The sequence below is a fragment of the Sinorhizobium terangae genome, from assembly GCF_009601505.1.
Taxonomy (GTDB): Bacteria; Pseudomonadota; Alphaproteobacteria; order Rhizobiales; family Rhizobiaceae; genus Sinorhizobium; species Sinorhizobium terangae.
This window is the reverse complement of record NZ_WITC01000099.1, coordinates 18612-36530: the sequence shown is the minus strand read 5'-3', so window position 1 is coordinate 36530 and position 17919 is coordinate 18612. Positions and strand designations below refer to the sequence as shown.

The 17919-nt window shown below is 62.3% G+C and carries 17 protein-coding genes; 7 read left to right on the top strand and 10 right to left on the bottom strand.

Annotation, left to right across the window (positions count from 1 at the left end):
- Positions 1-5: 5 nt before the first annotated feature.
- Positions 6-1853 carry an adenylate/guanylate cyclase domain-containing protein gene (locus GHK62_RS23125; protein ID WP_153441393.1) on the bottom strand — a complete coding sequence of 616 codons (1848 nt, stop codon included), beginning with the start codon at positions 1851-1853 and terminating at the stop codon, positions 6-8.
- A 291-nt stretch (positions 1854-2144) separates the two neighbouring features.
- On the opposite strand from GHK62_RS23125, the gene GHK62_RS34460 reads away from it, so the two are divergent.
- On the top strand, positions 2145-2549 hold the full coding sequence (locus GHK62_RS34460) for an antitoxin Xre-like helix-turn-helix domain-containing protein (RefSeq protein WP_153441392.1): 405 nt from the start codon (positions 2145-2147) through the stop codon (positions 2547-2549).
- Entirely contained in the window at positions 2546-3235 is a 690-nt protein-coding gene (locus tag GHK62_RS23115; protein WP_153441391.1) for an RES family NAD+ phosphorylase, read from the top strand. The genes GHK62_RS34460 and GHK62_RS23115 overlap by 4 nt, the downstream gene beginning before the upstream one ends.
- A gap of 3 nt (positions 3236-3238) precedes the next feature.
- Here the strand turns inward: GHK62_RS23115 and GHK62_RS23110 are convergent, their stop codons facing one another.
- Positions 3239-3925 carry a TetR/AcrR family transcriptional regulator gene (locus GHK62_RS23110; RefSeq protein WP_153441390.1) on the bottom strand — a complete coding sequence of 229 codons (687 nt, stop codon included), beginning with the start codon at positions 3923-3925 and terminating at the stop codon, positions 3239-3241.
- A gap of 234 nt (positions 3926-4159) precedes the next feature.
- On the opposite strand from GHK62_RS23110, the gene GHK62_RS23105 reads away from it, so the two are divergent.
- The 3 genes from GHK62_RS23105 to GHK62_RS23095 are packed head-to-tail and all read left to right on the top strand — an operon-like array spanning position 4160 to position 7081.
- Positions 4160-5137: an efflux RND transporter periplasmic adaptor subunit gene (locus GHK62_RS23105; protein ID WP_234887021.1), complete on the top strand. Its 978-nt coding sequence runs from the start codon at positions 4160-4162 to the stop codon at positions 5135-5137.
- A 7-nt stretch (positions 5138-5144) separates the two neighbouring features.
- Positions 5145-6386, top strand: a complete 1242-nt coding sequence (locus tag GHK62_RS23100; protein ID WP_153441388.1) for an ABC transporter permease — start codon at positions 5145-5147, stop codon at positions 6384-6386.
- Complete coding sequence (locus GHK62_RS23095) at positions 6383-7081, top strand: ABC transporter ATP-binding protein (protein WP_153441387.1); 699 nt, start codon at positions 6383-6385, stop codon at positions 7079-7081. The genes GHK62_RS23100 and GHK62_RS23095 overlap by 4 nt, the downstream gene beginning before the upstream one ends.
- Before the next feature lie 81 nt (positions 7082-7162).
- Here GHK62_RS23095 and GHK62_RS23090 read toward each other — a convergent pair whose 3' ends face one another.
- The 3 genes from GHK62_RS23090 to GHK62_RS23080 all read right to left on the bottom strand — a co-directional run bounded on the left by GHK62_RS23090 (position 7163) and on the right by GHK62_RS23080 (position 11680).
- Positions 7163-9157: an acyltransferase family protein gene (locus tag GHK62_RS23090; protein WP_153441386.1), complete on the bottom strand. Its 1995-nt coding sequence runs from the start codon at positions 9155-9157 to the stop codon at positions 7163-7165.
- 579 nt (positions 9158-9736) lie between these two features.
- On the bottom strand, positions 9737-10198 hold the full coding sequence (locus GHK62_RS23085; RefSeq protein ID WP_153441385.1) for a nuclear transport factor 2 family protein: 462 nt from the start codon (positions 10196-10198) through the stop codon (positions 9737-9739).
- 255 nt (positions 10199-10453) lie between these two features.
- Complete coding sequence (locus GHK62_RS23080; RefSeq protein ID WP_153441384.1) at positions 10454-11680, bottom strand: aminotransferase-like domain-containing protein; 1227 nt, start codon at positions 11678-11680, stop codon at positions 10454-10456.
- 295 nt (positions 11681-11975) lie between these two features.
- On the opposite strand from GHK62_RS23080, the gene GHK62_RS23075 reads away from it, so the two are divergent.
- Positions 11976-12959, top strand: coding sequence for a threo-3-hydroxy-L-aspartate ammonia-lyase (locus GHK62_RS23075; protein WP_153441383.1), 984 nt, complete (start codon positions 11976-11978; stop codon positions 12957-12959).
- 88 nt (positions 12960-13047) lie between these two features.
- Complete coding sequence (locus GHK62_RS23070) at positions 13048-13656, top strand: class I SAM-dependent methyltransferase (protein WP_153441382.1); 609 nt, start codon at positions 13048-13050, stop codon at positions 13654-13656.
- A 525-nt stretch (positions 13657-14181) separates the two neighbouring features.
- Here the strand turns inward: GHK62_RS23070 and GHK62_RS23065 are convergent.
- From GHK62_RS23065 to GHK62_RS23045, 5 genes are all read right to left on the bottom strand, one after another.
- Positions 14182-14502: a hypothetical protein gene (locus tag GHK62_RS23065; RefSeq protein ID WP_380784560.1), complete on the bottom strand. Its 321-nt coding sequence runs from the start codon at positions 14500-14502 to the stop codon at positions 14182-14184.
- Positions 14503-14552: 50 nt separating this feature from the next.
- Positions 14553-15203, bottom strand: a complete 651-nt coding sequence (locus tag GHK62_RS23060) for a L,D-transpeptidase (RefSeq protein WP_153441381.1) — start codon at positions 15201-15203, stop codon at positions 14553-14555.
- 47 nt (positions 15204-15250) lie between these two features.
- Positions 15251-16168: an ABC transporter substrate-binding protein gene (locus tag GHK62_RS23055; protein WP_153441447.1), complete on the bottom strand. Its 918-nt coding sequence runs from the start codon at positions 16166-16168 to the stop codon at positions 15251-15253.
- Positions 16169-16411: 243 nt separating this feature from the next.
- Positions 16412-16933, bottom strand: coding sequence for a metal-dependent hydrolase (locus GHK62_RS23050; protein WP_153441380.1), 522 nt, complete (start codon positions 16931-16933; stop codon positions 16412-16414).
- 256 nt (positions 16934-17189) lie between these two features.
- Entirely contained in the window at positions 17190-17852 is a 663-nt protein-coding gene (locus tag GHK62_RS23045) for a CBS domain-containing protein (RefSeq protein ID WP_153441379.1), read from the bottom strand.
- Positions 17853-17919 lie beyond the last annotated feature (67 nt).

Here is a 17919-nt window from a genome sequence, read left to right as displayed (position 1 = left end):
GCGTCCTACTCCGCCATTTTCAGAAGCTGCGCGTAGCGCGGATGGGAGCGGATGGACTCGAGATCGGTATCGTTGCGGAACCAGGCGCGAAGTTCCGGAGAAACGAACGGCAGAGACTGTTCCAGCAAATCGATGGCCTGGTCCTGTTCTCCAAGCAGCGCATAGACGCAGGCGATATTGTAGCGTGCGTGCGTATCCTCCGGATCGATCGTCTTGACCCGCGCGACCAATTCCAGCGCACGATCGCGATCGCCCATCACCGCGCATGCGCACGCGCCGAGTTGGGCGGCGTCCGAGCTTTCCGGATGCTGCACCAAGCTCCGCTCGACGCGCTCGAGGCCGATCCTGCTTAGCCTTTCCTTCTTGTCGAGCTGCCCGAGGTGATCGAGCGCGTTTCCTGCAAGGATCGGAGAGCGGTAGTCGTCGGGTCGGATTTCGGCGGCGCGCTCGAAGTGCGCGACGGACTCTTCAAAATTGCGCCGGACAAAACAGTGGCGTGCATAGAAGTAGTGAGCCTCGTGGGAATTCGGATCGAGCGCAAGCGCGCGCTCGAAAGCAGCTACCGCTTCCTCATGGCGTCCGATCGTCGAGAGCGCGTAGCCGTGCGATGCGTGCACCTCCGGCAGATCGGGATCGAGCTCCAGCGCCTTGGCGCAGGTCTCAAGAAGCGATTCCGGCGGAACATGCTCACCGTGGAATCCGCACAGGAAGGAATCGCAGTCCGCGATACCGGCGTAGGCACGCGCAAAACGCGGATCGAGTTCCGCCGCGTAAGTGAACATCCGCCGGGCATGCTGCAGGGATGCCTTCGTCATCGTATAGAAGAGCTCTCGCCCCTTGAGGCAGTAGTTATAGGCCTCGACACTCGCCGTGACAGGCTGTTCGATCGCCTTCCTTTCTTTGGGTAGCAGCCTGATCTTCAGTTGCGTGACGATTGCCTGCGTGATCTCGTCCTGGATGTCAAAAATGTCCGTGAGGTCCCGATCATAACGTTCGGCCCAGACGTGCCGTCCGTCGCTGCCATCGATCAATTGCCCGGTGATGCGGACGCGCTGGCCCGCCTTGCGCACGCTTCCTTCCAGCAGGAAGCTGACGCCGAGTTCGGCCGCCACGCGCTGCGCGGTAACCCGCGTGCCCTTGTAGGCGAAGACCGTGTGCCGGGCGACGACGGAAAGGCCGGAGATTTTCGAGAGATCCGTGATGATATCCTCGGTGATACCGTCTGAAAAATACTCCTGTGCGGGATCATCGCTCATATTGTTGAACGGCAGGACGGCGATGGACGGCTTTTGCGCCACGGCCGGCACCCGATCAGACCGGTCGCTTGCCGCTTGCGGAGCATCAAGAACGACGTTGTACACCCGGACCGGCCGCTCGATGTTCTTCAGGAGCTGTTCGCCGGCATCCTCGAAAATCAGATCGAGCCGGTTGCCGACATGCTCGCGCACCGCGGCCGACACCGCCACACCACCTGGTTTCGCGAAATTCTCGATCCGAGCCGCGATGTTGACGCCGTCGCCGAAGATGTCGTCGTTCTCGACGATCACATCACCGATGTTGACGCCGATGCGAAACTCGATCCGCCGGTCCACCGGCACGGCCGAATTGCGCGCACGCATCCCCTGCTGGATCTTGGCCGCGCAATCGACGGCGCTCACCACGCTCTCGAACTCGACCAGCATGCCGTCGCCGATCAGCTTGACGATGCGCCCCTGATGGTCCGCGACCATGGCGTCCACCAGCTCCGCCCGGTGCGCCGTCAGCGCCGCGAGCGTTTCAGCCTCGTTCGTTCCCATGAGGCGACTGTAACCGGCCACGTCGGCCGAAAGGATCGTGGTGAGGCGACGCTTCATCGAAAAACCTCTCCTTCCGAGAGATGAAACTTATCAGGTTTGAACCCGGAACGGCACCAGATTTAGGATTGCGTTCTTGCTCACGCCCCGAGCAGGCGCGGCGATGCATGTGCGGCTGCCAAGCACGGCCGACCGGGATGCGGTCAGTCCGGGTGACGATGGCGACCGACAACGTACACCACCCGTCAAGTCAGTTGGGGCGCCACAACCGACTTGGCGATGAACTCGCCGCCCCTTGAAATGCTCTGTTGATATCATATGATATAGATGAGCAAATCAGAGGAGACGATCATGTCCAGCCCGCAGCCCGCAATAGTCCCGGATCGGGGCGCGGCGAAACAGGAAGAAGCCGTCATCGTCAAGGCGGTGGTGCGCGCCTGCGAGTTCTGGAAGCTGACCAACAAGGAGTCGGCCGAGCTCTTCGACGTGCCGATCGCCACCTGGAACCGCATGAAGGCCGGCGACTTCCGGGGCAAGCTCGACCAGGACAAGCGCACGCGCGCGAGCCTGATCGTCGGCATCTTCAAGGGACTGCGCCTCTTCTTCAACGGCCCCCTCACCTATGATTGGCCGAAATCGGCCAACACCGGCCCGGTTTTCAACGGCAAGACGCCGGTCGCCACGATGATCGAGGGCGGCATCCCTCAGATGCTCCGCGTCCGCCGCTATGTCGACGGCCTGCGCGGTGGGCTATGATCCCCGAAATCGACTTCACCGATCCCGCCACCGTCCGGCTGATATCCACCGCCTATATCGACGAACCGGCGGTCACTCCGCTTTGCGACAACGAGGATGAGATTGAAATCCTCAACCGGCTGGAGGCGCAGACCTCGGCACGGCTGAGTCCCGTCGCGCTGCCGTCGGGCGTCAGCCCCGCCGAACTGCTCAACGAATCCTTCGGCTATGGCTGGTCGCTCATCAACGCCGCGTTCTGCCATGCCCGCCCGCCGGGCAACCGCTTCAATGGCGAGGAGCGCGGCGCCTGGTATTGCGCCTTCGGGGCGCTCGCAAGCGAGACCTGCCAGGCGGAAATCATCTTCCACCGTACGCGGGCGCTCCGCGACGCCGGAAATTTCAACGACCTCGGCCATTATCGGGAACTGATCGCCGGTTTCCTCTGCCGCTTCCATGACGTGCGTGGCGAAAGGGGTGCGGCCTATCTCGATCCCGATCCGGCGATCGCCTATCCGGCCGGCCAGGCGCTCGCCGGCACCATCCTCGCCAAGGGAGGCAACGGCGTGATCTATCCCTCGGCCCGCCACCCCGAGGGCGAATGCCTCGCCGTGTTCCGCCCCTCCGTCATCCAGAACATCCGCCAGGGCCGCACGATAACCTTCGAATGGACAGGCTCGCCGGCGCCCCGCATCTTGTCCCAGATGTAAGGCCTAGGCGGCGAGAAACGCACGGGCAAAGCCCGGTTCCGTGACCTGGATCGATCCTTCGGGGAGCTTCAAGGTCCGCTCTACGGCCAGACCATAGCTTTGCATCCAGCTATCGAGCATGGCCGCCGCGCTCTCGACGTCGCCGGCTTCCGCCTGCTGCAGGGCGCGGTGCATGACCTTGGCGACACCCAGTCGTAGGTTAAGCAGCATCAGCGCCATCGCTTCGGGATCGGGCGCATCGAGGCTTCCCTCCTCTTGGCCACGCCGCAGGATTTCGGTCATGAACGGCAGGGTGACGGCGGTCAACGCCTCGTCGATGCGGTGGTAAAGCACGATGTTTTCCGGCTTGAACAGCGCATCGAAGGTGTTCTTCAATTGCGGGGCCATGTCCACCTTCATGCGCCGGGAGCTGGCAAAAAGCGCGTTCAGGCGGCCAACGGCGTCGAGCGATGGATCTTCGAGAAGCGGCCGCATTTCGTCCAGGCTCTGGCGGGCCATTCGCGCCGCCACCGCCTCCAGCAGCGCCTCTTTCGACGCGAAGTAGTGGTAGAAGGCACCCTTGGACAGGCCCACCTCCCGGATGACGTCATTGACAGTCGTATTCTCGTATCCGTGTTCGAAAAAGAGACGCTGCGCGCAATCGATCAGCTCATTCGTTCGAACATCCGGCGATTTTTTAATTCGAGCCATCGGTCGTCCTGGAATGGGAGCGTTAGCGATATCGGGCCGCGCGAAACCCGCAGTGGAAGTATGACTTGATAATAGACCGACGGTCGGTCTATTGCTAGAGTGCGTCTGCGTTAAAGTGGAATGCTCCAGATCAAAGTCTTCTGCGCCGTTTGCGCGTTTAGATCGGCAAGGCGCAAGGCATTCGGGTTCGTGGAGAGATTCGTGCGGTTGAAGCGTTACGCAATCGGTATTGCAATGGCCGCGGCGGTGGGTGCGGCGGCTTATTGGTACATCTCCCGTCCGGCACCCGTGACCGTGGTCAAGCCCAAGCGTGGCGATGCGGCCGAAATCGTCTATGCGAGCGGCGTCGTGGAACCTCGCATCTGGGCCAAGGTTACCCCTACCGTGCGCGAGCGGATCGTCGAACAGTGCAATTGCGAGGGGGAGCGCGTGGAAAAGGACCATGTGCTCGCACGCCTCGACGACACTGAGGCGCGCGCCACGCGCGGTGAACTCCAGGCGCGGCTGTCGCTGGCGCAGGAGGAGTATCGCCGCAAGCTCGCGCTTTCGGCACGCAACACGGCCAGCGTCCAGGAGGTCGACAGGGCCCGTACCGAAGTGGCGCAATTGGAAGCGCTGGTGGCCGCCCAGCAGGCGCGGCTCGCGAATTACGTGCTGCGCGCGCCGAGCGCCGGCCAGGTGCTGCGCCAGGATGGTGAGATCGGCGAGGTCGCGGAGCTCGGGACCGTGCTCTTCTGGGTCGGCGAACCGAAGCCCCTGATCGTCACGGCCGAAGTGAACGAGGAGGACATTCCGCGCGTCGAGGTGGGCCAGCGGGCGCTGCTGCGGTCCGACGCGTTTCCCGGGCGTGAGTTGGAGGCGGTCGTCGACATCATCACGCCGAAGGGCGATCCGGTGACGAAGACCTACCGCGTCCGCTTCCGCCTGCCCGACGACACGCCGCTCAGGATCGGCATGTCCACCGATGTCAACGTGATCGTGCGCCAGTCGCCGGACACGTTGATCCTTCCCTCGGGCGCCATCAGCGGCAAGCGTGTCGCCGTGGTCGAGGGAGGTGACGTGCGCTTGCGCGAGATCGAAACCGGCATACGCGGCACGGGCGGCGTCGAGGTACTTTCGGGACTTGAGGAAACGGCACAGGTCATCTCCCCCTTCCCCGCCGAGCTTGCCGAGGGCACGCGCGTGACCATTGCGGGAGGCAGCGGGAACTGAGGCCATCATGCATCTTATCCTCGATATCGCATGGACGCACATCGCCGGTCGCGGACGCCAGACCGCCGTCGCGATAGTCGGCGTGGCGGTCGGCGTCGGCTTCTCCATCGCGATGGCGGCGCTGATGCAGGGCGGCCAGGACGATTTCGTCCGCCAGCTCGTCGACACCATGCCGCATGTCGAGGTCAGCGACGAACAGCGCTCGGCGCGCCGGCAGCCGGCGGAAGACGTCTTCGAGGTCGCCGCCATATCGGGCTTGCGGCCGCGCGACGACCGCCGCGGCATCATCAACCCGACGGCGGCGCAAGCGTGGCTCGAGGAATGGATACCGGGACGGTTCGCCGCAACGCTCCACGCCGAGGGCGTCATCCGCTATTCCGGCCGCGAGGTGGGCGCCGTGGTGATCGGCATCGATCCGGAACGGGAAGCAAGCGTCTCGCCAATCGTCGAGGATTTCCGCGAAGGGAGCTTCGCCGCGCTCACCGCCGGCGGCAACAATGTCGTGATCGGCGATACCATGGCTTCGAGACTTGGCGCCGGGCTTGGCGATACCATCACCGCGGTATCGTCCGAGGGTCTTACCCGCAACTTCAAGATCGTCGGGCTGTTTCACACCGGGACCACCGCGCGCGACGAAGGCGAGGCCTATGTGTTGCAGAAGAATGCGCAGATCCTTTCTAACCGGCCGAACGCGATCAACCGGATCAGCGTCAAGCTCGACGATCCGAATGCCGCGCCCGCGATTGCACGGCGCGTCGAGGCGGAACTCGGCTACAAGGCGGTTGCCTGGCAGGAAGCGAACGAATCCATCCTGGAGGCGCTCGTGGTGCGCAACATCATCATGTATACGGTCGTGGCGGCCATCATGCTGGTCGCCGGCTTCGGCATCTTCAACATCATCTCGACCATCACCCACGAGAAGGCGCGCGACATCGCGATCATGAAATCGCTCGGCTTCTCGGAGGCCGACATGCAGCGCCTCTTCGTTCTCGAAGGGCTCGCAATCGGCGGCGCGGGTTCGCTCTTCGGCTGGGCGCTCGGATTTTCCATCACCTATGCGCTTTCCCTCGTGCACTTCGAAATTGCCGCAACCGGCCAGGAAATGACGCGGCTGCCGATCGCCTGGAGCATGCTCCACTACCTGATCGCGACAGCCTCCGCGCTAGGCTCTGCGGCGGTCGCCGGCTACCTGCCGGCCCGGCGCGCGGCCCATCTCAATCCGGTCGACATCATACGGGGCGCGACATGACGAGCCTGATCGAGGCGACGGACCTCACGCGTATTCTCCACGAGGCCGTGCCAGTCACGCTGGTGAGGGATGTCACGCTTAGTATCGGCGAGCGAGAGTTCGTCGCCGTGACCGGCCCCTCCGGATCGGGAAAGTCGTCGCTCCTCTATCTCCTGGGTCTGCTCGACCGGCCAACCGCGGGAACGATCAAAATTCGCGGCCGTGATGCTGAACCGCTGAGCGAGAAGGAGCGCGCCGTGACGCGCCTTAGCAATATCGGCTTCGTGTTCCAGTTCCACTTCCTGCTGCCCGAGTTCACTGCGCGCGAAAATGTCGAGATTCCGATGCGCAAGCTCGCCCACCTCACCCGCGCCGAGATGCGCGAGCGGGCGACAGCACTGCTCTCCTCGCTCGGGTTGGAGGATCACCTCCACAAGCGACCCGACCAGCTTTCCGGCGGCCAGCGCCAGCGGGTCGCGGTCGCCAGAGCGCTCGCCAACGATCCGCCGCTCATCCTCGCCGACGAGCCGACCGGCAGCCTCGACAGCAAGAGTTCGGAACAGGTGTTTACAATCTTGGAAGCGCTCGTCAACGAGCGCGGCAAGACGGTCGTCGCCGTCACGCACGACCTCGACATGGCCGCCCGCATGCATCGGCGCATCCATCTCGTCGATGGCCGGATCAGCGAGGAAGAAGGCGCCAAGCCGGGACTTTAAACAACGCGCACGATACCAGCGTGCAGCCGACAATGCGGTCCGGTCCCGCTCGGTACCCTCCTCAATAGAGCGGCCGTAGCCCTACTCCGTCCTGACCCCGCCGTCGACAGTTTCGCCGAAGATCGCGCGTCGAAGGCGAGCCGCAAGAGATTCCGCATAGGGCGCGGCGATGTGATGACGATCGCGGAACGTCAATTTCCCGTCGATCACGGCGGGGCAAGTGGTTTTGTTGCAGAAGAGATCGATGACGTCGACATAGGACGCATGCCCCGCTTCCGAAACGACCTTTCGTTCCGCCGCCGGAATCGTCTCCTCCACGGCCTCGCTGCGCGGTGTGTCGCAAACGCTGGGGCTCTCGTCCTGCCACAGGGCGCGCGCAACGCATTTGTCCAGATAGGACTTGTGCAACGGCCCGTCCCGAAGCACGACGACATCGCTGCCGGTGTCTTTCAATGTCTGGACCGTGCGCTTGATGCCCTTCGCCCATTCGCCGACGTCGATTTGGTAGCTCGATATGTAATTGATGTCGTTTTTGACGTAGCTGGAGGAATATTGCGAAAGGATCACGACATCCGGCTTCAGCGAGGCGATCTCGCCGAACACCAGCTTCCTCCACTGGTCGCACTCGCTGTAGTTCCGTGCCAACACCGAGTTCCAGGTCGTGACACTTGCCGCTGGGCATGACGACTTCAGATAGGTGACGAGCCGCCAGCCGTTGTTTTCGGCAATTCGCTTGAGCGGCGTCGACCAGTGGTCGGCATGGGAATCGCCGAAGAGAACGATGGTCTTCTTCGGATTCTTGGCGCCGAATTCACAGGCCTTTGGCGCAATCTCGTCCCTTTCGAGCACGCAGGCCGAATCGAATTCCCGCGCAGCCGATTTCCGCTCGGCGCTTTTGAGGACCTGTTGTTGCTCGGAGTCGAGGTTGAAGCTCGCCAAAGCTGCGCTTCCGTAGGCAACCGTCGCTCCCGTCGCCGTGAGCAGCGCAGCGAGTCCCAGCGACCGGCTCGTCTTGGCCGCCAGCCAGCCGCTGTGGCGCACCGGATTTTCGATGAAATGGTAGCTCAAAAGCGAGAGGACGAGCGTGAGCGCCAGGCACAGGAGCCGCTGGGCGATGGTCAGGTCCGGCTCAAGGATTCCCGCATAGACGATGACCGGCCAGTGCCAGAGATAGAGGGAATAGGAGAGCTTTCCGATCTCCTGGAACGGCTGAAGGGCGAGAACGGACCTCGGTCCGATGCGGCTTTCATGCGCGCCGCTGAGAAGCACCATCACCGTGCCCAGCACCGGCGCGAGGGCAATCGAGCCCGGAAAAGGAATCTCTTCCGTGACGGTCAGATAGGCCGCCGCGATCAAGGCGAGCCCCAACCAGCCGAGCGCTGGCGAAAAGCGGAACCGCCTTGCCCACTCCTGCGGGACCGCCATCGAAGCCAGGCCACCGGCGGCGAATTCCCAGGCTCTCAGCGGCGAGAAATAGAAAGCCCAGGGCTGAGCAATTGCAGTTACCCGCCAGCTAACAGCAAAGGAAACCGCGGCCACGCCGGCGAGCAGCAGGAACAGACCGCGCTTGCCGGGACGAAGCCGCGCAAGGACCAGGAGGAGCGCGGGCCAGACGAGATAGAACTGCTCCTCGACCGACAGAGACCAGTAATGGATGAAGGGGTTATTCGACGCGTCCGACGCAAAATAATCAACCGTCCAGCGGATGAGCCACAGATTGATCATATAGGACGAAGCAAACAGCGATCCTTTCGAATAGAACTGCTGCTCGGACGGCGAGAGAATGAAGTAGCCGAAAAGCAGCGTCAACAGGATGACGAACAATGAGGCCGGCAGCAGGCGGCGGGCGCGCCGACCGTAAAAGCGCCAGAGATTGACCGTGCCGCTCCTGGCAATCTCCTGCTGCAGATGCCGGGTGATCAGGTATCCGGATATGACGAAGAAGATATCGACGCCTACGAAGCCGCCGGGCAGGCCGGTCATGCCGAAGTGAAAGGCGACGACGCCGGAGACCGCCAAGGCGCGCAGTCCTTCGATGTCCGGGCGAAAGGTTCCTGGGGCCGCTTGCATACTCATACCACTGGTTGCATTTCTCTCAGGCGCCCCAGTCATTCATGGCACGAACAGATCTGGAGGCAAACGGTGATTTTGATGCGACGCAGCATCTTGCGCCGCAATGCAGCACGTCGTCGCGGAGGTGATCCTGACCGAAAATGAGGCGGCAATATGGGGCTTTCTTCAATTCTTTCTGAAGTTTGCGCGCTTGCCCGCACGTTTGCGGCTCTGAGGCGACTCAGAGGAACCGGACCATTGCCGTGCAGACGCCCCTCCGTGGCACACCTCCGCGTCGCAACCACGGATTGATGGAACCGACAAACACGCCCCCTCAAAAACGAAGGGTCGGCGCGCCGAAAACGCAAGAAACTCAGCGGTCCGAGATGACCTGTCCGGCCCGGCGTGGAAGCGCAATTCTCTGTCAGCGGCGCTCAGGTTTATGCCGTCAAGGAAGGGAAAATGGAGAGCCACCGTTACCTGTGGGGACGCCCGCGGATCGCGGGCGTCATTCCAGGCGTCAAGAACATTTGTTTTCGAGAGCGGGCCGCCGCACGGACCAGGTTCGCCGATTCGGCGCGGATTGAAACCGCCGTAGCCGTGCTACGCGCCCGCTTGTCCTGACACCGCGATGCCCTCAGGCCGCAGGGTGGTGTCCAGAGGCTTGGTCACCTCCAACAGTTGCAGCGTATCGACGAACTCCGTGATCTCGACCATCAGCCCGTCCCTGAAGGTGATTTTGTCGATGAACTCGGTTTCGAAGCGGGCATCGCCCGGAACGAAACGGATCTCGCCGGCGCGATGAGCGATAACCGTCTCGCCATCGATATGAAGGGCGAGCGTTTCCACCCTAGAGAGATCCCAGACGTCTATCAATTCCTTGAAATTGAGGCGCACGGCGTCGCCGCCTTCGATCTTCCGGCACATCGGGCCGAGCCCAGCGCTTCCGGCGATACGGAAGCTGCAGTCGGGATGTACATAGGCCATCAACGCGTCGAGGTCGTTGTCGGCCCGCGCCTGGTAGATCGCCTGCACGATGCTTTCAAGTTCGCTTCGATCGGTCATGGCAGTCCTCCCCTTTCGGTTACTGCACAACGCGCATGAATCGGAAACGATGACAGCCCACTCTCTCGTCAGGCGAGAAGCGTGGGCTGCCCATAAGTTTGCCGCCAATCACCATTGCTCGCAACTGAGAATGAGGCCACGGGCCCTGTCACGACCGAGCGCTGGACAGTTCCGCCGATAAGCAGGCCGATAAGCAGAAAGGCCCGACGTTTCCGCCAGGCCCTCTCGAAAAATGCTCAGGTCGTTCCTTGCGACTCAGGCAGCCTCGGCCACCTCGCCGCGGATCAGGTCGCCGAGCCGGCGGATGCCCTCTTCGATCATCTTGTCGTTGGCGCAGGAGAAGCTCAGGCGCAGCGTGTTCTCGCCGGAACCATCGGCGAAGAAGGCACGGCCGGGGACGAAGGCGACCTTCGCCGTCTGGATCGACTTCGCCAGCAGCTCGGCACCGTCCGTGCCCTTCGGCAGCGTCACCCAGACGAACATGCCACCTTCCGGCTTGGTCCAGGTCACCCCTGCCGGCATGTATTTTCCGAGTGCGGCCAGCATGGCGCTGCGGCGATGCTTGTAGACCCTATGGATCTTCGCCACCTGCTCGTCGAAGCCGCGTTCGGCGACAGTGCAGATTGCCATCTGGTTGATGGTCGAGGAATGCAGGTCCGCTGCCTGCTTCATCAGCACCAGCTTGCGGATCACCGCTTCGGAGGCGCAGACCCAGCCGACGCGAAGCCCGGGCGCCAGCGTCTTCGAGAAGCTGCCGCAATAAATCGTCCGGGCGCTGTTGATGTCGCCCTTGCGTGCGATTTCCAGCGCCAGGATCGGCGGGATCGCCTCGCCGTCATAGCGCAGCGACTGATAGGCCGCGTCTTCGATCACGGCAACGTCGAGTTCCTCCGCGAGGTCGAGCACGCGCTCGCGGCCGGCGCGGTCCACCGTCTCGCCGGTCGGGTTGGCGAAATCGGCGGAGAGATAGGCGAACTTCACCCGGCCACCGGCCTCAGCCGCCTGCTGGCGGTAGGCCTCCGGCGTGCGATTGCCGCCGGGGTTCAGCTGGTCGTAGTTCGGCTCATAGGCATTGAAGGCCTGCAGAGCACCGAGATAGGTCGGCCAGGTGACGAGCGCGGTATCCTTCGGCGACAGGAACAGCTTGCCGAGATAATCGAGCGCCTGCTGCGAGCCGGAGGTGATGAAGATGTTGTCGACAGTTGCCGGAATGCCGAGGGCCGCCATCTGCTTGGCCAGCCACTCGCGCAGCGGCCGGTAACCTTCGCTTACCGAGTATTGCAGCGCCGCGCTGACGGCCGGGCCGCCGAAGATCTCGGCATAGGCCGCCTTGAATTCCGCGTCGGGGAAGAGTTCGGGATCGGGAATGCCGCCGGCGAAGGAGATGATATCGGGACGATCGAGCAGTTTCAGAAGCTCACGGATTTCGGAGGCGCGCATCCGGCTCGAACGCGTCGCAAAGATATGGTCCCAATGCAGCATGGGCGGTTTCCTCGAGGTCGTGGGAACGGGACCGCGGAAGATGAAGCGGCTTTCCGATGTCCCGCGTTTCTTTGTCGATTGTCCAGCGACAGGATCACGTCCGCTAATTTATGTCAACGTTATTGACCTAAATCAGTTCTTTTTTCGTGGTTCCCGACTTACGAAACCAGTTTCTGCCGCATGGTTACTTGCATGACGTAACGTGAGATATAGGCGCGCTGTGTAGCGCGCGCGGATGTCGCGCGCTATGCTCCCTCTATCCGTGGGAACCGCGTCGGGAGGTTGCGTGAACGGCATGTCATCAGCGTCCACTTCACTTAAGATTCCATCATTCGAGGACGTTCAAGCGGCGCGGCAGCGCATTTCCGGTGCCGCGCATCGCACCCCCGTTTTGACATCGCGGACGGCTGACGGAATCGCTGCGGCGTCTCTGTTCTTCAAGGCGGAGAATTTGCAGCGCGCCGGTGCGTTCAAGTTTCGCGGTGCCTACAATGCGGTCGCGGCACTCGACCAATCGTCCCGGAGAAACGGTGTTGTTGCCTTCTCCTCCGGCAACCACGCCCAAGCGCTGGCCTATGCGGCAAGACTTCAAGGCGTTCCGGCAACGATCGTCATGCCGACGGACGCGCCGGAGATAAAGATCGCGGCGACGAAGGCCTATGGCGCGGAGATCCATTTCTATGACCGGTACACCGAGGATCGCGAGGAAATCAGCCAACGTCTCGCCGCCGAGCGAGGCGCAACGCTGATCCCGCCCTTTGATCATCCGGACGTGATTGCGGGACAGGGCACGGCCGCGCTGGAACTGATCGAGGACGTCGGAGAACTTGATCTGCTCGTCGTGCCGCTCGGCGGAGGCGGTCTGCTCGCTGGCAGCGCGCTCAGCGCCCGCGCGCTCTCACCCGTCTGCAGGATCGTCGGCGTCGAGCCGGAGGCGGGCAATGACGGCCAGCAATCGCTAAGGAAGGGCGAGGTCGTGCATATCCCGCCGCCGAAATCCATCGCCGACGGCGCGATCGTCACCCATATCGGCGAGCGCAACTTCGCCATCCTGAAACGCACGGTCGACGAGATCATAACCGTTACCGACGCCCAACTGGTCGAAACCATGCGATTCTTCGCCGAACGCATGAAGATCATCGTGGAGCCGACCGGCTGCCTGGCCGCTGCAGCCATAATGCACGGTGTGCTGCCCTGCCCGGGCGCAAGAGCAGGCATTCTCTTGAGCGGCGGAAACGTCGATCTGAAAGCGTTCAATACGCTGCTAGGCACGCGCTAGATTCCGTCACCCGCGCGTCTCCCCTCGGCGCTTGTCCGAACTGACGGCGCGCCTTATAGGCACCATGACGTTCGATGAAGGAAATGAGATGCCGCCGCTCAGCGACGAGACGAATGCCTTCTACCGCGACAACGCAGCAACCTATGCAAATCGGCAGCGCAAGGCGCCGGCGGCACGCCTCGACCGGTTCCTCGCCAGACTTGAACCCGGCGCCAGGATTCTCGAACTCGGCTGCGGCGGCGGACAGGACAGCGCCTATATGCTTGCCAGGGGTTTCGATGTGACGCCAACCGACGGCTCGCCGGAACTTGCGGCGGAGGCGGAGCGGCTACTCGGGCGGCCGGTCGAGGTCGTCCGGTTTGACCAGATCGGATGGCACGACGTCTTCGACGCGGTCTGGGCGGAAGCCTGCCTCCTGCATGTGCCGCGATCCGATCTATCCGGCGTCCTCACGCGCATCCTGCGCGCGCTGAGAGGCGGCGGAATACTCCATGCCAGCTTCAAGGCAGGAAACGCCGAAGGCCACGATCGCTTCGGGCGCTATTACAACTATCCCTCGCGGGACTGGTTGATGCGACAGTTCACAAACGGTTGGGCGAATATCGAGATTGGCGAAGCTGACGGCGGCGGCTACGACGGAGAGCCGACCCGCTGGTTGCATGTGTCGGCTGCAAAACCGATTTCAGCAGAACAATAGTAAAGAAGGCCGGACGCACCCGGTCTGCAAGGCCTTTTAGTTCGACTGTGCCGCTCAGACCTCCCCTTCGTCCCAGTAGCTGCAGATCAGCAGGAAGCAGATTCCAGCCAGAATGAAGAAATCGAAGAGCGCGAAGTGCTGCAGAATCGTAGTCATTACGCTTCCTCCCGCCAACCAACACATCAGAACACGAATTGGTCTCCAGAGGAAGAGAAATGCAGAATAATATTTCGGAATACCTTGGTTTAGGAAGGTAAGATTTGCGTCGCACAATAGTATTCTGCGGTGCACAATGATATATTCACGGAAACTCAAACAAGATCGGACCGCTTTAATCTGGTCGCCTCTTCAGCAGAGCCATTCAGATTTCCGATGCGCCACTCTATGGCGGAGATGAAAAGCGGAACGTGATGGCGCGGTCGCGCCGCAAGTTGTTCGGCAGATTCGTTGAAACAGCCGAACGCACTGATTTTGACGCGACGGAATGGCGGATGAAAACCGCTACCGGATTTCCCGGGATAGGTCTTAGGCGGGCTGCACCGATTTGACGCTGCCGCTGCTGTCGACGACGCAGTTGAACTTGCGCCCGCCGGCATCGACATCGACGGCGTAGGTCGTCGCATCGAGCTGGCGCGAACTCGTTGGGAGAACCCTGGCGCCGCTGGCTTGGGCGACAACCGCATTGGCGCAGATAAGCTGCAGATCGGCGGGCGCAGTTTGCAGGCTTGTGCGGGCCATGTTCTGCGGCTCAGGCGCCGATGACTGGCATCCGCCAAGAAGCGAGACGCCGGCGGCAACAAATGCGCCGCGCGCGATCGAATATGCGTTCAACCTGGTCGTCGACAAAGCCTCACCTCCGAATGTCGCTTTCGCTGGCGATTTTCAAACGCCCCCATTCACACACCCTTGTAGAGCGCCGCCCCCTGCATCAGCACGATGACCTTCGCGCCGATTTTCACGCGAGAATGCAGATCGATGATGTCGTCATTGTTCATCCGGATGCAGCCGGAGGAAACGTCGAGACCGATCGTCCAGGGTTCCACCGTGCCGTGGATGCGATAGATCGTGTCGTTCTCTCCCTCGTAGAGATAGAGCGCCCTCGCGCCGAGCGGATTGTCCGGCCCACCCGGCATGCCGGCTGCCCACTTCGCCGCATTCGGGTCGCGCGCCACCATCTCGGGCGGCGGCGTCCAGGTTGGCCACTCGGCCGTGCGGCCGATGCGAACGATGCCGGCCCAGCCGAAGCCCTCGCGCCCGACGCCGATGCCATAGCGGATCGCCTGGCCGCCGGGCTGGACCAAATAGAGAAAATGCTGGTTGCCGTCGATGATGATCGTGCCCGGCGGCTCGGCCGTGCGAAACGGTACGACCTGGCGGCGGAAGGCCTCCGGCACCTGTTTGTTGCGCGCAAAATACTGCCGTGCCTTGCGCTTGTCGTAGTCGACCCATTTCTTCGTGCGGGCATCGTAGATCTGCGTCGCGGCGAGCGCCGCCAGCGGCCCGAGGCAGAGGCCCGCGGCAAGCGCGATCAAGCCGATTTTCCGCATCCTTCGGCCACCTTTTACCTGGGTCCCAAGGCCGTCCCGGATCGTCGTCATGGCTTTGCCCACCCGTCTATGCGCGCCGCGTTGCCGTCGACCCATTCCTTCGCGTAGTCCGGAGGCGTCTGACGCTCCACCTCCACCGCGTAGCTCATCGCCGTCACTTCTTCCGGAGAGAAGTCCACCTGTTCCAGGAACTTCGCGATATCGGGGTGCTTTTTGCCGAAGGCGGCGGCATAGGCGATGTGGAAATGCGCGGTGCCCCAAGCGGTGGCCGCGCTCGACTTTGTGATCCACAGCGGATCGTCCGCCGGTACGATCTTCCATTTCGCCGGGTCATGCACCGGCTCCTCGATGCGCGTGAGCTTGTGCAGCTCGAAGACGTGGTGCGGCGCGTAACAATAGAAAACCATCGGCCGCGCGGTCGCGACCGCCGCATCGACCGCCGCCATCGCCACCTCCTCCTCCGTCTCGACGAGCGTCACGTTCGCGGCATAGCCGTAGCTGTTCGCCCTCACCCGCTCGATCCCCGTCGAAAGCCACGTCGGCGCGCCGATCCAAACTTCGCCGCGCCCATCTCCGTCGGTGTCTAGCACGGCGGTCTTCGCCGGGTCGCTGAGATCGGCGATCGTCTTGAGGCCGGCAGCGACGGCTTCAGGCGTCGCGCAAAGACCCTGCCAGGCCGGCACGGCGCGCCCGCTCAAGACGACGGCACCCTTGTCGGTCACGTATTTCTTGATGAGATCCTCGAAATTCGGCCGCCAGACTTCTGGCTGGATGTCGACCTCGCCTTTGTCGAGCCCGACGAAGGCGTTGATCGTTCCGAGTTCGCGCACTTCCGCATCGAGACCGAACTTCTTGGCGATGCTCAATTTGAGGATGTTGGCCGTTGCCTGTCCAGACGGCCAGTTGGGCATGGCGATCACCAGATCGGCTGCCTCGGCCGCAAGGGCAACAGTTGTGGCGAGCATGGCTGCGAAGGCGGCCACGCGAAATTTCGTGCTTCTCTTCACAGTGCCCTCCGAACAGATTCCCCGAATACAGCGGCTGATTGTGAATGAACGCTATGAGTCGAAGTCTGCAGCGTCGCGCCATGTCGGACGCTACGTACGCAATGCGCATGCAGTTGATCTGTTTGCGGGGTCCACGCGACCCGGAATGCTATACAGGCATGTCTTGATGGCCGGCAGGATGCACCAGCTTATTCCCGTCCGTCAACTTGTCGTTGTCGGGCCCGTCGCAAAACCTCGCTTCCTGCGGCTCTTGAGGAGCACGACCACCGCGGCAATGAGGATCATGAGCTCGACGGCAAATGTCCAATGCAGAAGGAAATTTAGAAACCAGGGGCTATAGCGGGCGGGGATGTGGACGAGGTTCAGCCGCGCCTCCGACAGCGGATAAAACCATCTGATATCCGCGGCCACAGAATCCATTGCGAGATGCAGCAGGATGTTGAGGAGGCCGGCCCATACGAATATCAGCCGTTCGCGCTTGCCGGAAACCAGAAGTACCAGACCGATGACCGCCGCGGCCGCAATCCAGAATAGCGGGGTGTGGGTCCAGTAGTCGTGGTGCAGTGTTCGCCGATGATCGACTACATAAAAATAGATGAGATCGAAGTCCGGCAGGACGGAGCAAAGCAGACCGACCGCGAGCAGTCCGCGCCAAGCCGTTTCGCGCTTCCTCGCCATCTGGCGCGTCAGCAGATATCCGGCGGGCAAATGTGCGATAAACAAGGGGCGGCGTCCTTGATAATCGGTCCTCGCAACGAGAACCATAGGTGGTAAGCGGGAATTGCCAGCTGCAACCGCTTTTGTCAATTCCGCGGATGCACCCTCTGCGCCATCGCGCGACTGTCGTGCCCGTGCTGAGAGCACATTGGAACGCCGCCTCGGGGTTGGCCTTCAGTTGCATCACGACAAGAATCTTGCTTTCGCGGCGGGCGCCCCAACCGCGCACGGCGCCAGTCTCCAAGATCAAGAACGTGGGCGGCTAAATCTCCTGTTCCACGACCAGCCTGTCGACATAGCTCTCGACGCCGTTGATATTCTCCATCAGCACCTTGATGGCACGACGCTCCAGCTCGCTCTTCACCTTGCCTTCAAGCACGGCTTGGCAGGCTTCCACGGAGACCTTGATTTTTTCCGGGTCGAGGCCGAGTTCGGAGCGTAGGCGCGCGCGGATCGCTACGGCGAGCGCCTCGTCTCCCCTGACCGTGCCCTCACCCCGAACGTCGACGATCGCGCGCAACAGGTCGACGCGGCTGATGATGCCGACCAGCGCACCATTTTCCACGACCGGCACGCGCTTTATTTTGTTCTTGAACATCAGTTCGGCAACGGCGCCGATCGGCGCGTCGCGGCCAACCGTGAAGACCTCGGTCGACATCAGATCGCTGATGCGCCAACTGTTGCTTCGGATGTAGCGGTCGAGATCGACCAGGGCGCTCTCGGCCGTCGCGCTACCTCGCCCGGTTCCGAGCTCGATCCTTCGCAAGAGATCGCCTTCCGTCAGCATGCCCGCCACCGCGCCATCGTCATCAATGACAGGCAGACCACTCAGCCCCTTCGCTACCATGGTTTCGATCGCGTGACGCACGCTGCTTCCCGTACTGATCGTGGCCACGTTTATCGTCATGATTTCATCGGCGCGCATGTGGGCCTCCACCTGTTGCGGGAGAAACGAAACCATTCGAGCCGTCGCAGCTGAGTCTATGCCCCGG

Coding starts and splice junctions, on each gene's coding strand:
- GHK62_RS23075 (WP_153441383.1), top strand. CDS start 11,976: ATGTCATCAGCGTCCACTTCACTTAAGATTCCATCATTCGAGGACGTT.
- GHK62_RS23110 (WP_153441390.1), bottom strand. CDS start 3,925: ATGGCTCGAATTAAAAAATCGCCGGATGTTCGAACGAATGAGCTGATC.
- GHK62_RS23095 (WP_153441387.1), top strand. CDS start 6,383: ATGACGAGCCTGATCGAGGCGACGGACCTCACGCGTATTCTCCACGAG.
- GHK62_RS23125 (WP_153441393.1), bottom strand. CDS start 1,853: ATGAAGCGTCGCCTCACCACGATCCTTTCGGCCGACGTGGCCGGTTAC.
- GHK62_RS23045 (WP_153441379.1), bottom strand. CDS start 17,852: ATGCGCGCCGATGAAATCATGACGATAAACGTGGCCACGATCAGTACG.
- GHK62_RS23070 (WP_153441382.1), top strand. CDS start 13,048: ATGCCGCCGCTCAGCGACGAGACGAATGCCTTCTACCGCGACAACGCA.
- GHK62_RS23080 (WP_153441384.1), bottom strand. CDS start 11,680: ATGCTGCATTGGGACCATATCTTTGCGACGCGTTCGAGCCGGATGCGC.
- GHK62_RS23105 (WP_234887021.1), top strand. CDS start 4,160: ATGGCCGCGGCGGTGGGTGCGGCGGCTTATTGGTACATCTCCCGTCCG.
- GHK62_RS23055 (WP_153441447.1), bottom strand. CDS start 16,168: ATGCTCGCCACAACTGTTGCCCTTGCGGCCGAGGCAGCCGATCTGGTG.
- GHK62_RS23115 (WP_153441391.1), top strand. CDS start 2,546: ATGATCCCCGAAATCGACTTCACCGATCCCGCCACCGTCCGGCTGATA.
- GHK62_RS23090 (WP_153441386.1), bottom strand. CDS start 9,157: ATGAGTATGCAAGCGGCCCCAGGAACCTTTCGCCCGGACATCGAAGGA.
- GHK62_RS23060 (WP_153441381.1), bottom strand. CDS start 15,203: ATGCGGAAAATCGGCTTGATCGCGCTTGCCGCGGGCCTCTGCCTCGGG.
- GHK62_RS23100 (WP_153441388.1), top strand. CDS start 5,145: ATGCATCTTATCCTCGATATCGCATGGACGCACATCGCCGGTCGCGGA.
- GHK62_RS23085 (WP_153441385.1), bottom strand. CDS start 10,198: ATGACCGATCGAAGCGAACTTGAAAGCATCGTGCAGGCGATCTACCAG.
- GHK62_RS34460 (WP_153441392.1), top strand. CDS start 2,145: ATGTCCAGCCCGCAGCCCGCAATAGTCCCGGATCGGGGCGCGGCGAAA.